Annotated in this window: 10 protein-coding genes; 2 read left to right on the top strand and 8 right to left on the bottom strand. The window is 46.0% G+C overall.

Going from position 1 to position 13,596, the window contains the following annotated elements; translation table 11 throughout:
• Window positions 1-99 precede the first annotated feature (99 nt).
• Window positions 100-1,512 (bottom strand): MFS transporter, encoded by a 1,413-nt coding sequence (locus Xkoz_RS11265; RefSeq protein ID WP_099142257.1) that lies wholly within the window; start codon window positions 1,510-1,512, stop codon window positions 100-102.
• 94 nt (window positions 1,513-1,606) lie between these two features.
• On the opposite strand from Xkoz_RS11265, the gene Xkoz_RS11260 reads away from it, so the two are divergent.
• A complete protein-coding gene (locus tag Xkoz_RS11260) occupies window positions 1,607-2,266 on the top strand; it encodes a helix-turn-helix transcriptional regulator (RefSeq protein ID WP_099142256.1) in 660 nt (219 codons plus the stop codon).
• Window positions 2,267-2,346: 80 nt separating this feature from the next.
• Here Xkoz_RS11260 and Xkoz_RS11255 read toward each other — a convergent pair whose 3' ends face one another.
• From Xkoz_RS11255 to fdhE, 4 genes are all read right to left on the bottom strand, one after another.
• Complete coding sequence (locus Xkoz_RS11255; RefSeq protein ID WP_099142255.1) at window positions 2,347-3,996, bottom strand: LTA synthase family protein; 1,650 nt, start codon at window positions 3,994-3,996, stop codon at window positions 2,347-2,349.
• A 115-nt stretch (window positions 3,997-4,111) separates the two neighbouring features.
• Window positions 4,112-5,992: a selenocysteine-specific translation elongation factor gene (selB, locus tag Xkoz_RS11250; protein ID WP_099142254.1), complete on the bottom strand. Its 1,881-nt coding sequence runs from the start codon at window positions 5,990-5,992 to the stop codon at window positions 4,112-4,114.
• An 11-nt stretch (window positions 5,993-6,003) separates the two neighbouring features.
• Window positions 6,004-7,413, bottom strand: a complete 1,410-nt coding sequence (gene selA / locus Xkoz_RS11245) for an L-seryl-tRNA(Sec) selenium transferase (RefSeq protein ID WP_099142253.1) — start codon at window positions 7,411-7,413, stop codon at window positions 6,004-6,006.
• 17 nt (window positions 7,414-7,430) lie between these two features.
• Window positions 7,431-8,363, bottom strand: coding sequence for a formate dehydrogenase accessory protein FdhE (gene fdhE, locus Xkoz_RS11240; protein ID WP_099142252.1), 933 nt, complete (start codon window positions 8,361-8,363; stop codon window positions 7,431-7,433).
• A 264-nt stretch (window positions 8,364-8,627) separates the two neighbouring features.
• Here fdhE and Xkoz_RS11235 point away from each other — a divergent pair, with 264 nt between their 5' ends.
• Window positions 8,628-10,703: a plasmid pRiA4b ORF-3 family protein gene (locus tag Xkoz_RS11235; protein WP_244183458.1), complete on the top strand. Its 2,076-nt coding sequence runs from the start codon at window positions 8,628-8,630 to the stop codon at window positions 10,701-10,703.
• Between the two features lie 120 nt (window positions 10,704-10,823).
• Here Xkoz_RS11235 and Xkoz_RS11230 read toward each other — a convergent pair whose 3' ends face one another.
• Genes Xkoz_RS11230 through Xkoz_RS11220 form a run of 3 tightly spaced genes read right to left on the bottom strand, consistent with a single transcriptional unit; the run spans window position 10,824 to window position 13,191 of the window.
• Window positions 10,824-11,465, bottom strand: a complete 642-nt coding sequence (locus Xkoz_RS11230) for an HAD family hydrolase (protein ID WP_099142250.1) — start codon at window positions 11,463-11,465, stop codon at window positions 10,824-10,826.
• A complete protein-coding gene (locus Xkoz_RS11225; protein ID WP_099142249.1) occupies window positions 11,462-11,926 on the bottom strand; it encodes a nucleotide triphosphate diphosphatase NUDT15 in 465 nt (154 codons plus the stop codon). The genes Xkoz_RS11230 and Xkoz_RS11225 overlap by 4 nt, the downstream gene beginning before the upstream one ends.
• Window positions 11,927-11,928: 2 nt before the next feature.
• On the bottom strand, window positions 11,929-13,191 hold the full coding sequence (locus tag Xkoz_RS11220; RefSeq protein ID WP_099142248.1) for an FAD-dependent monooxygenase: 1,263 nt from the start codon (window positions 13,189-13,191) through the stop codon (window positions 11,929-11,931).
• Window positions 13,192-13,596: the final 405 nt, after the last annotated feature.

Here is a 13,596-nt window from a genome sequence, read left to right as displayed (position 1 = left end):
ATTTATGATAGCAAGCATCATTATTATACGGATATCTCCCATCACGCGTAATCAGAAAAACGGCATTCCTTTTTTATGGGCATGCCGTTAATCATCAATTTATTCCTCTGCCTTAATTTTTGCTGATCGACATGCGGTTAAGAATGCCAATATGGGTGCAATGGAGAAGAGTAAAAATAACCAATAAGAAGCAGAAGCCGCCCCTTCCACTCCCCCTGGCTGATAAAATCCAAACAAATTGACCGTCATCCCACCTAATGCAGAACCAAATGCAGTGGCAAATAGCTGTACCGTGGTAATGGATGAACCGGCGATGTTTTTATCCGTCTCACTGGAAACCTGTAAAATGCGGGTCAGAAGATGAGGCCAGCCGAATCCAACGCCAAAGCCAAACAGAAACAATCCCAAAATTATCGGTAGCATAATCGACCACCCCCCTGCCGATGGGGATGGCAACAACACCAGTAATAGCAACATGCCAACCAACATAAAGATCGGCCCGCTGACAATGGCAAACCGCATCTTCGCCCCTTGCCAGCTAGCACTGAGTATTTCCCCTACCGTCCAGCCTATTGCCGCGGAAGCAACCATATAACCCGACGCCAGAGGGGATTGACCATGCAGAATTTGCAGAAAATAGGGAATAAAAACATCCCCGGATAACCCAACGACCAATAAAGATAGGGTGATGAATAAAACTAAGTGGGGAGAGCGTAAACTCAGGGCATTTTCAGGCAATAACCTTGCCGAAGCCCGGCGTTCATGGATGACCAGTAAAGAGACCAATATCACAGCGACAACAATGCCGATAATATTGAAGCGAATATCTTGTGACAAACTGCCTGAGGAAACCGCCAGCACCGCTGCTGATAGCAGCACCAATTGCACAATGGGCAACGCGGTTTTGGTTTTATTCTGCACCTCTGCTTTAGGTAAGATCAGGTAGGTAAATATGGCGTAACACAAAATAACGGGAAGCATGATGCCAAAAGCGTAACGCCATGCATTCATTTCAGCAAAAATACCGCCAATAGCCGGCCCGATTAAAGTCGCTACGCCCCACATCCCAGAGACCAGCGCCATCGCCTTCGGCCAAAGTGGTGGAATAAATACGAGGTTAATCATCAAATAGGAGAGGGCAAACAGAAATCCTCCCCCCAGTCCCTGAATGGTTCTGCCAACCAACATAATTTCCATCGTCGGGGCAAGGGTGCAAAGTAAGCTGCCGATAAAGAAGGTCAGCGATGCAACCAGATACGCATTTCTTGCGCCCGATGCACTCAGCAATCTCGCAGAAAGTACAGAACCAACAATCGATGCCACGACAAACAATGTCGTATTCCAGGCATAGAGATTTAATCCACCAATATCATTGACGACAGAAGGCAAAATCGTAATCGCAATTAAGGTATTCACTGCCATCAATACCACGCCCAGTGAAAGTGCTATCGCACTCGGCGCATTTTTGCTGGAAAACAGATCCCTCCAGCGGCTTTCCTCAGTCATTATCATAGTTGTTGCCCTGAACACAGGTTGAGTTGTGAAAAATCTTACGCTAAATTAAACAAGATAAATCTTGGAATAAATTAATGTCGGAATCAACAATATGTCAAGCGATGACTTGGATAATAGTATAATCGTGGGGCAGACAGTGAGTGAAAAGCTATTAATGCTGTTGAAGACTCAAGGTGCCTTACAAGCCTCTGATGCCGGCAAGTTATTGGGAACAACTGGCGAAGCAGCCCGTCAGCAATTTGTAAAAATGGCGAAAGAGGGGTTAGTTGAAGCCATATCAGAAACACGGGGAGTGGGTCGCCCAATACAACGCTGGCATATCACAGAAAAAGGCCATGCCAAATTTCCTGATACCCATGCAGAGCTAACAACCCAACTGATCTCGATTATTCGTAACCAATTGGGTGAAGAGACGATGGATTTGATTATCAGCGCCCGTGAAAAAGAGGCTTTTTCCAACTATAAAAAAGTGATGGAGGGGGCGACAGGGTTACAGGAGAAGGTTGAGCGTCTGGTGGCGATCCGCTGCCGGGAAGGCTATATGGCCCATTATTCTGTTGAGGCAACTGGCGCTATTTTGTTTTTTGAAAACCATTGTCCCATTTGTGCCGCCGCCAAATTGTGTCAGGGCTTTTGTCGAACAGAGCTGAAACTGTTTCGCGAGATCCTGCAAGCTAACGTGGAAAGAACCGAATATATCCTGAGCGGCCACCGGCGATGTGCGTATCGCATCACGCCCCCACTGATGTAAACCATGCAAAAAACCTACGCAACTGCACGGCAATATTGCGTAGGTTTTCCCCTTTCATCCCTGATCAGTGTACCGAGTCATTATTCCTCACCTGCCACCTGTAACTGCTGGTAAATATAATGCTTATAACTCTCTACCAGTGCATTATCCTGACAATCATTCAAAGCCCCATCACATAAATGGCGCATCATCATATTGGCCTGATAAAACGCCGGGGCTGGCAAGCGGGTACGCTCCAGGATCATTCCGCCGAGGAAGGCGATATCGGTCAGTTTGCCCGTTGTTATTGGTGCCCCCTGTTTCAGGTTATCCCGCAAAGTAAATTGCGTCACATGTGCCGGATCAGGGAGTGGAGAGTGATAGTGATCAACGTTTATGTTTGGTTGGTGATCACCAAAATAGAGGAAAACGGTCGGCTTGTCGCGATGGGCGACAAATTCACTGAAATCCTTGATGGCAGGATCAGAGGCCACGATTTTTTCCATGTAATGGCTAAATTTTCCTGCCGCCGTTGCAGGAGTCATTTTGCCTGCCAAGCCATAATCATCATGATGGCTCTCTTCATAAGGGCCATGTTCATACATCGTCAAAGAGAAAATAAAAATCGGCTTGTCGGTTTCCTTAGCCAAGATCGTTTTCACGTAAGACAACATATCCTGTGTCGAGATTTTCCATAAATTTTCATCCATGTCTGCGGGATAGCCCAGCTCCTGTGGCTGGATAATGCGATCAACACCCAGTGTCTTGTAAGCATGTCCGGCATGGTAGGCGGACTTGTTAAACGGGGTCAGCACAACCGTGTAATAGCCGTTGTCTTTCATGGCGCGAAATAGACTGTTTTTCAAATGATCCACGACAAAATAAAACACCGCATTTTTACGCGAACCAAAATCATCGGTATTTAACCCAGTCAAAACGGAAAATTCAGATAGCCATGTCCCGCCACCAAAAGTCTGTACCCTAAGTGGGCTTTGGGCGCTGACACCGGCATCACGCTGGAACATATAAAGATCGGGCAACGGTACATGGGCAGGTAATTGGTAAATATGGGGATTGACGGTAGATTCCTGCAATAACACCACCACATCGGGTTTAACCGCTGACTGAGGTTCAGGCAGTGACACTTTTGCCGCTTGTTGCAAGAAATAATCCGCCGATGCGCCAAATTGCGGGGGCTGATACTGAGCATCCGAGGCTGACATCACCATATTGGTCACCGTCCCCCGTCCCTTTGGCAATTCCCCCTGCCATTGAGTATGGTAAGCACTGACGGTCAGGTTGATATCCCACGCCCCCACAATCATCAAAACGATACTGGCGAAGCGCCATTTGACCCCACGCACAGGCGGTAGCGCTCTCCAACTCACTATCATGTTAAAGATTAACCAGATAAACAGGGCAACAATCGCGATACCAGCCAGCCAATAGTGGCGCAAAGTCTCCTGATTTGAAGGATCTAACATCACATTCAAATCAGAAAACATCAGTTGTTCTTTGTAGTAATGGATTTTTATCTGGTTGAGGAATTTAAGGATGATAAATAAGGTGCCCGTTAACGCCGCCGAAAATAACCAGCGCGCTGAAACTAAAAAAACCAGGCCAAAGATGACGCCGAATACGCCGACAGACACCAGAGCAGGATAAATATCGCCACTTTTCTCAAACACTAATATCAAGGAAGCCACCAACAACAATCCAAGATAAATCCTTGAGATTATCTTTTTTTTCATACTCTATTGAATTCCACACATGAGTTCAGTTGACCAACCTGATGAAAAATAGCACAGGTTGTCCCATAGACTGTAAATAAAATGCGGCCAATCCGCCCATCATTAAACTAAAACGCTAGAACATGCCCTCATCCCGCAAAACGTGCAAATCCGCTTTCCTGCGGGTAAACCCTGTACGATCAAAATATTCCAGTATTTGGATCGCTAATTTCCGGCCAATCCCCAATTCATCCCGAAAATCGATAGCCGTTATACCTCCCTTAACCTGAGCATAGTTGCGGATTAAATCGGCAAGTTGCTGAATGTACTGACGATGGTAATAACGATCGGGCACGATGGCGATAATAAGCCCCAATTGGGCGGCTTTTCGCAAAAAATGACGGATGATCTCTTCATCTTCCCCCATTTCAGACGCCAAATCGCGCACCCACCATGCTTCTGCTTGAAAATAGGGTTCCACTTTTAACCACAAACGCGCCTGCTCTGCGGTAAACATCAATCCATGCTCAGGCAAGTGCAACCAACCCTGTGTTTGTTTTAGCGCTTCTTGTTCCAGCAACCGATTGATCAGTTTATAAGCCAGCAGGTCATCCAGTGTCGGCAACGCCATTCGTTTCAAACGCGCCTTACCGACGCCCAGTTGATCGGGATGTTTTTCGTGGTACTCCCCTACTGTCTGCAAGAGTGTTTGTTCTGCCAACCGGGCATGGTGCTGCGATAATACCCAATCCCCCGCAACGATAACCTTCATCCCAACCAGTAAGCTATTGAGCTGGTTTTCTGTCAACTGACGTGCCCAGGCAAAATGGCTCAGTGATAACGCTCCACGCGTTAAATATAAGGTCAGACTTTCCGTATGGCGGATCGTTCGTGCCAGTTGGGTTAACCAGTCAAGAAATTCAGGCTGCCGTTTCCCCCTGCGCGGGGAATTTAAGCTAACGACCCGCGCCCCGGCCAGCGTTTTTCTGGCGCTGATATCACGCAATACCAAGCGATCATTTTCCACCAGCCACAACGGGCGATCCAGCGTCAATTCCGCCAATATTGGCGTATCGGTTAGCGAGTTCAGGATAGAAATTCTTCCGGTGATATGGCTGGCGGCATGATGGAGATGAACAGGTTGCCAGTTTTGCAGTGGCGCATCAGCGTCAATTTCGACTAACACCTTTTCAGCCGCCAATGCTGGTTTCTGTAATAACAGCCAGTCGCCACGGGAAATTTGCGCTTTGCTGATATCGCCGACGATATTCAAGGCGATACGCTGCCCCGCCTTAGCGCTCTGGGCGGGTTGATTTTGGGCATGCAAGCCACGCACTCTTACGGTTTGAGCACTGCCAGTCAGCCATAAGGTATCATTGACATTAATGCTTCCCGCCAACGCCGTCCCAGTGACAACCAGCCCCGCGCCTTTAATGGTAAAAACACGATCGATAGCCAAACGAAATCGCTGTTGCAATTTTTCAGGCTGCGGCTGTTGCCAAGAAGAAGAGAAGTGGCATTGATAGATAGACTGCAAATGCTCTCTCAGTGGGGTAATGCCCTCTTGCGTGATGGCTGCCGTGACAAACACAGGCACCGATTGCCAGCCTTGTGATAGCAATAATTGCCCGACCTGTTGCCGAACTTCCTCAATCCGTGCGGGTTCGACACTGTCCGCTTTGGTCAGCACAACCGTGATATCAGGTCGTCCGATCAAACGCAAAATTGCCAGATGTTCCCGCGTCTGCGCCATCACACCATCATCACAGGCAACAACCAACAAGACATGATCGATGCCACCCATCCCTGCCAACATATTGGACAGGAATTTTTCATGCCCTGGTACATCGACAAAACCCAGCGAAGCCCCATCTGGCTGCGGCCAATAGGCATAACCGAGATCAATCGTCATCCCGCGTTTTTTCTCTTCCGGTAGATGCGTCGTATCAACGCCTGTGATGGCTTGAATGAGTGTCGTTTTACCGTGATCAACATGTCCTGCTGTGGCAAAAATCATCGTTATCGAGCCTATTTTTTATCACCGCAATTTAGTAACAATGCCCGTAATAATGCATTTCCATCTTCCAGACAACGCAGATCCAGCCATAATCGGCCATCATACAGGCGCCCAATGACCGGTTTTTTCAAATTACGCCAATGGTGAGCCAATTTCTCCAAGGTGCTGCCACGCCTATCGATAGCGGCAAAAGTCAGTGCCCAACTGGGTAATCTATCAACCGGCAAGGAGCCACTGCCAATTTGGGAATAGCAAGGCTCATCACGAATAATGAACTTATCGCGGTAATATGCCCGAATTTGGGGAATAAGCTGTTGTGCCATATCACGAATTTCGTCTTGCGCGCGGGTCAGCAAACGCAAAGTCGGCAATGCCTGGCGAAGTTGTTCAGGGTTTTGATAGAGGCGCAAAGTGGCCTCCAGTGCCGCCAAGGTCATTTTATCCGCCCGCAATGCGCGTTTCAGGGGATGCTGCTGGATAGCCTCGATCCACGGTTTTTTACCGACAATAATGCCGGCCTGGGGACCCCCCAATAATTTATCCCCGGAAAAAGTGACTAAATCAATACCGTACTTCAGGCAGTCCTGGGGCATCGGTTCAGCCGGCAAACCATATTGCGTCATATCTATCATGGAGCCGCTACCCAGATCGATAGCAGTCGGGATTTGGGACGCCTTGCCCAGCTTCGCTAATTCCTCCCCCGATACTTCGGCGGTGAAGCCTTCAATGCGGTAATTGCTGGTATGCACCTTCATCAGCATACCCGTATCAAGTGTCATTGCCTGCTGGTAATCTTTCAGGTGTGTCCGGTTAGTCGTCCCCACTTCCACTAAACGACAACCCGCTTGCGCCATAACATCAGGAATACGGAACGCTCCGCCAATCTCGACCAATTCACCGCGGGAAACGACAACCTCTTTTCCTTGCGCCACGGTTGCCAGCATCAATAAGACCGCGGCGGCATTATTGTTAACGATACACGCATCTTCTGCCCCCGTTAACGTACAGAGTAAATCAGCCAATGCCCGATCACGATGCCCGCGACTGGCGCCATCAAGAGAATATTCCAGCGTCACCGGTGAACGCATAGCTTGCGTCACGGCTTCAATGGCCGATTCGGCCAACAATGCACGCCCCAAATTGGTATGGAGTACTGTTCCACTTAAGTTAAATACGGGGGTTAAGGCGGACGTTTGCGCCTCGTCCAATCTTCGCTGCAAGGATGCAGCCCAATCGTCACTCCATTCTGGCAAAGCTTGATGTTCGCGAATATGCATCCGCGCCTGCTCCTGCATTTTCCGTAATATATCCACCACTTGCGTCTGTCCATAAGAGGCAACCAGCGAGATGATATGCGGCTCCTGCAACAACCTGTCAATGGCGGGTAATTGGCGGTACAGCAAGTTGATTACGTGTGTCATCGTTTCCCTATCGCCCTTTATTTGTTAGGAAACAGAAAAGGATTCAGGCTACTGCGGGCAAAACCTTCTTCTTCCATTTTGGCATCCAGAATCAATGACGCCAGATCATCGGCCACCGCATCGACACCCGGATCTTTTTCCTGATACAAAATTTTGAGATAACTCCCACAATCACCACAACTTTCCGCTTTGATTGCGGCTTGCTCACTCTCCAGTGACCAATAATTCAGGTCACGGGTTTGTTCACAGTTACTGCATTTAATGCGGACAACATGCCACTCACTTTCACACAGATTACAATGCAAATAACGCAATCCCTGGTGAGTGCCGATTTGCACCACACTGGCAACCGGTATACTGCCACACACTGGACAAAACTGGCGATGTTCTCCAGACTCTGCCCGTGCCTTGCCAGGGATCAAACTGGCCATTTGCACCCAATATACCGATAACGCCGCCCAGACAAACACCGCCTGATCAGCACTGACCTTACTGAACTCACTCTTGAGCAGCGCACTCGCCATCTCTTCCAACTCTTGGGCTGAATTTTTTGCCAGATTTTCGAGGGTAGGTTTTACATGTTCAGGTACGGTAAACCGTAATTCCGCCATCAAGGCGTGCAGGATATTTTGCCAGTGTTGGCTACGGTGCAGCGTTTTACAATCCAGAGGAATACGATCTTCTTGGTGGGAATGGCGGAGGAGTTCATCTAATTCTATATCCAGCGGATTGTCATACAACGCTTTTTGCTGTGCCTGTACAACCTCTGCCACAAAATTCAGGTAACTTGCAAATGGATTGCTTTCTGTTGCCAAGGTTTTCAAACGCTCAGCACGCTGTTGATAAAGCGTTTTCAGATTGGTAAATAACACTGGAGGAATAAAACTCGCCCCCCTTGTATTTCCTCGCTCTTTATCTGGCTGATCGTTAGGCACAATGCGAATACTCATTATCTTACCTCCCCGTTCTGTTAATCGGTTATTCCCCAGCCATCTTACCCCGCCAGACAGCAGAATGGCATTGCCATAGCCTATTTTCAAATTACACACCACAAAGCAGCAACTTGGAAATCACATGGCTAAATTTCAATACAACTTTACTGACCTTTCCAAAATTCAGGTTAGACTATTGACGATAATAAAGGGGAAGGGTGGATATGTCCGTATAATAATCAGCACTCTTCTTGGTTGAAATATTGATAATTGAAGAGATTAATGATGAAACTCACACCTGAAAAATTGTTATCCGCCATACAAAAATATGCCCACACTTCCGAGAAACAACGTTCCCTAACCCAAAAGCAAATACAGTGGTTTTCCGATCCAGAAAATGTCTTCTTATTGATAAGCATGGTGTTAATGTTGCCCAAAGAAGCGATGGATGAGATAGGCGATAGCATTAACCATTGGCTTGAAATTGCCATAGCAGAACTTGCCTTGACGATAAATAAGTTGCCTGCTGAAGCCAAACGGCAAATTGAAGAGTTCATTGAGCAAATTTTGGTACATACCAAAGAAGAATTCGGGATCAATAGCGAATGCCTGTTATTATGTGTCTCGATCCTGAAAAGAAACCAGTTTCACATCGACACTGATATCACCCAGCTATTAGATGCTTCCAAATATGCCGATAGCACCAATATCGCGACTTTCCCGGCCAAGCCGCTCAATTTAAGCCAACTCTTTGCGCAGTTTGAAATTCAGTCTGGCATTGAGTTTGTTGATTTTTTTGAAAACGGTCTTTCCGTCGCGCCCCAGGAAGCCTTACCCCATCTATTGTCGGAAGTTGCCAAGCATACATGGGGCATCGATGCCCTACTTCTACTGACCCAATACTTTGAAGAGCCGATTGCCCTTGCCAGCGCGCAAGCGTTGGACGATTGTCCCTCTTCTGCCTGGGAGAACTTATCTTACCTGCAACTCATCAATCTGTGCGCACGGTTCAACCGCCATCCCGCCATTCATTCCAGCTTCAAGCGCTGGAAAAAAAGAGCCATGTCGCATTGCCATAAGGTGCAGGAAACCGCAAAGATACACGAGTTATACGTCACTCATGTTGATGGAAATGATTGCGCCAGCATGATGATGACAATCACACTGGATAGCAAAAAATACCAGATGAATATGATGCTGGATTTTAAATCGGGTATTCGCGAGAGCTTACCGAACATTGATCCTGACCGAACCATCCCCGAACTGATTGAAGAATTAAACAATCATGACGGTTATATTGACTTTACCCCCGTCTCCCCTGACTGGTTGCAACAAATTTTACCGTGGATACTTTCCGTTCAGCAAACTAAAAACACGCCACTCGATCTCGACTCACTTTATTGGCTGTCGCAACTTCCACCCGAATGGACACAGCCAGAAGCATTTGAACTCGAACACTGGAGTCAAAAATTCGGTTATCAAGCTAATCCGAAACGACAGGATCAGAATCGCCTTGGCATCGCCATGGGTTCCTCATTAATACTGTCGTGGCTGGCACCGGAAGAATACTTACTGAAAGCGAAAAAACCCAGGGATTTATTGAAGCTCTATTACTATGCAAATCGGGAGTGGTTTATTGAGCGCCTGACTTACTCCGCTGTCATTGAGCAATATAGATTGACATCACAAGCCCCCCATCTGGTCGATCAATATTTAGATTTGGCTTATGCCCTTAGAGATCCTGCGTTAAACCGCAAAAAGTTTGCTTTATTTGAAACTTTGTCTGAACTCAGTTTTGACTATTTTTACATGGAACAAGAAGAAGAGATCGAACCACAAGGATTGGTTCTCAAGGTGAGTTTACTCGATGCAACGCCAGCCGTATGGCGCCGTATCCGTGTCAGTAACCAGCTAACACTCAATGAATTTCATGATGTGATACAAACTGCCATGGGCTGGGAAAACGCTCATCTATTCAGTTTTAATATTGAAGGAGACAGCATCCCAGAAGAACATTATGACCAAATACGCATCGGGGTATTTTTGGCTGAAATTGGGGATGAACTCAACTATCAATATGACTTTGGTGATGATTGGTTTCATCAGATAATCGTAGAGAAAGTGATGGAAAAAGACATTATCCAACCGGAAGTGACCGCAGGGAATGGCCTGTGTCCGGCGGAAGATTCTGGCGGCATTTGGAATTGGAACCATTTGCTCAAACTCAGAAAGCAGAAAACACTGACTGAAGATGAAGCGGAACAATTAGAATGGGCCGGATTATCCCCCAGTGAACCGCTGGAACCTTTTGATAAACAGCAGGTTAATAAGCGGCTAAAAGCATTTTTCAGACACTAAAAACCCAATCACACCTTAAAAAAACGGAGGAGAGGGATAGCCTCCGGTTTTCTTTCTGATAGTTACGATATCTACTTTCGACTGCTAGTGGTTCCCAACACGATACAATACGGGAGCATTTCATTGATCAGTAAAAATATTGCGTGCCAACGAATAGGCATTTCGTAAATCATTTCCAACATATTTCAGACGTGACCACGGATTTATATACTCATCCCCGTTCATTGAGACGGTATGTGGCAGCACCTGAAAAAGCGGAATATCAGATGAAGAATCACCATAGGCGATGCAATGCATTCTATCCAAACCATATTCGAGTAATTGTTGATCGACAACAGTGACTTTATCGACAGGACGTAATATACCAGCGACGTCCAACTCCTCTTTGAATGGCAAAATAGGAAAACGCGAGGCAACAACAACATCCACTCCCATAAGGTACAGGTGTTCAGCAAAAAAGCGGGGAGACATGGTTACAACCAAAGAATGTTCATTGCGCAGATGAATGTCTTCCAGCACTTCTTTTAAACCCGAAATCCACGGAGCCTTTTCCACACTTCGAATCACATCTTGCGGGGTGAGTGTCTTCCAAAGTTTGTATATTTGCGTTGCAAATTGATGGGTATCAATCTGACCTATACTGAAATTATGTTCGAGCACCATTAATTCATCTAAACAACCCAGTTCACGAGAAATTTCAATACTCGCGGTAGTCCCTATTAACAAGGTGCCGTCCATATCAAAGACATGTAGCAAACTCACGCCTGTTCTCCGAGCTGATTAATCGGATAAATCCGCCAATTATTGGGTAAGTCAGTTCCCAACCAACATGCCAAAACGGTACTACTGGCTGGATATAATGGAACGGGAATAGCATCGGGGCTAAACCAGCGCCAAGAAGAAAAGACTTCAGGCTCCAATACTCGTGCCTCAACATCTGAATTGACTGATGCCAGCACAGCACCGGTAATCATAGGAATAGAAGCATCAAGCTGCTGTGTGATCGCCAATATACGCACGTCATTCAGCGCTGTTATGCCTGATTCTTCGGCGATTTCACGTACGGCTGCGGCCTCAAACGATTCGCCTGACTCGACATGGCCTCCCGGTAAGCACCAGCATGGTAACTCACCTGATTTTGTTCTATATCCCAGCAATATTGCACCATCTGGACGGACAACAATGGCACCGACACCGACGACAGGTTTCCCGTTTTTACTCACAGTTAACTCCTTTGCAAATCAGATAACACCGAAGATGCTACATAATGTCCACTGATAAACGCAGCAACAATTCCCCTGAATAAACCACAAGCATCACCAGCCACCCATACGGGTAAGTCAGGCATACGTAATTCTCCGTTAATTTCAGGATACCATCCTATTCCTTCCAGAGTAGGTCCAATAAGCCGGGTTTCAGGATGGTCAAGTATTGGAAATTTCTTCATTAGACTCTTAACACCATCAAGCATCAACTTCATGAGTTTTTCGCCATACGTATTTTTTAGTTTAATTGCCGATTCTGAATCCGTGTTCAATACATCCTGAAGTTTTACTCTGAAATAAGACTCAGGTTTTGATAACTCGTTAAGCATGGCAGGCAAAGAATCTTTTGCAATCTTCTCATCCAGAACGCGCGTATTGAAGCCAACATTTGAGCGTCCGGAATACGGTCCATCAGAATGACCAGATACAGTCCACAATCCCAAAGTCTGTGTTAATACGGTTTCTCCACCACGACATGCACAGAATGTTCTCCATTCCACCTCACCAGACTCCGATTGAAATTTAAGTTTTGGATCAAGTTGAGGCATATTCCCAAAAAATGATAGATCATGAGGTTGTTCAATGCGAAACCCAACCTCAAGTCGCCGGAAAGAATGCCGTAACATATCTGGAATTTCTAGTGGACCAAAACGACCACTGGCTACAATGATACGTTTAACATGAAGAGTTTTAAGCTGATTCTTGTCATCAATTAAAATAAACTCAAAATAGTCACATTCAGGCAGATAGCGATAGTGAGATACTCGTGTATCAGTCAGAATATCAGATTCTGTACTATTGATCAGTTGTGCTATAAGTTCCAACCTCGCCTGTAGAGATAAATAGTCAGAGGGATATTCTTTAAGCACCCATTCCCCACTTCCTACTGTATAGGCTTCAGGATTATCTGGAAATGGTGGGGTACTCAAACCATAAGAAGTAAGCAGGTTACAGGTCCAATCATAGGCTGCATGCAATGCTTCTTGCTGTGGTAAATTCCAAAGATGACTTGCCGATGGAAAAAATGAGAATTTTCCATCAGAATATAGACCTGCACCGCCATGACCCTGAGTAAGTTCCGCTTCAGTGTCTTTATCACGTTCATTAATAGCTCTTCCTTGATCAATCAGAATTGAACGAAGACCGCTACCATTCAGACATTGTGCTGCGGCCAGTCCTGCGGGACCAGAACCAATAATTGCTACATCATAATATTCAACCAAAAAAAATCCTTATATGCCAACCTGGGCATCCTAAATTTAGTGAAACCTTCCTATTTGCTTTTACGTGAATGAAATAAAACCAGATACACATCGTATCGAGTTTGTGCTATTTAGCGTAATATTATAATTTACACATAAAATAATAAAAAATATTGGACTGATCTAGATAACTAAAATAATCTAGGATAGTTACAAATATTTTATTCACCAGAAAAAAGAGGGTAATAAAGACAAGAAAAATCCAGTTTTCATCATATTACTCGTTTCAATAGAAGTAACCATATGCTATTTATCTTTCAAGGAATTCTTAGTACTACAGTCGTACGCTCCATTGTGGCATGATAGCTCATGATATATTCTTCCTGAAAATAGGGGGAGGTGTTCAATGCACTCACCTGTCAACCT

The organism is Xenorhabdus kozodoii, from assembly GCF_002632875.1.
In the GTDB taxonomy this organism is placed as follows: Bacteria; Pseudomonadota; Gammaproteobacteria; order Enterobacterales; family Enterobacteriaceae; genus Xenorhabdus; species Xenorhabdus kozodoii.
This window is presented reverse-complemented; position numbering and strand designations above follow the sequence as displayed.

Coding starts and splice junctions, on each gene's coding strand:
- Xkoz_RS11265 (WP_099142257.1), bottom strand. CDS start 1,512: ATGATAATGACTGAGGAAAGCCGCTGGAGGGATCTGTTTTCCAGCAAA.
- Xkoz_RS11260 (WP_099142256.1), top strand. CDS start 1,607: ATGTCAAGCGATGACTTGGATAATAGTATAATCGTGGGGCAGACAGTG.
- Xkoz_RS11255 (WP_099142255.1), bottom strand. CDS start 3,996: ATGAAAAAAAAGATAATCTCAAGGATTTATCTTGGATTGTTGTTGGTG.
- selB (WP_099142254.1), bottom strand. CDS start 5,992: ATGATTTTTGCCACAGCAGGACATGTTGATCACGGTAAAACGACACTC.
- selA (WP_099142253.1), bottom strand. CDS start 7,413: ATGACACACGTAATCAACTTGCTGTACCGCCAATTACCCGCCATTGAC.
- fdhE (WP_099142252.1), bottom strand. CDS start 8,363: ATGAGTATTCGCATTGTGCCTAACGATCAGCCAGATAAAGAGCGAGGA.
- Xkoz_RS11235 (WP_244183458.1), top strand. CDS start 8,628: ATGATGAAACTCACACCTGAAAAATTGTTATCCGCCATACAAAAATAT.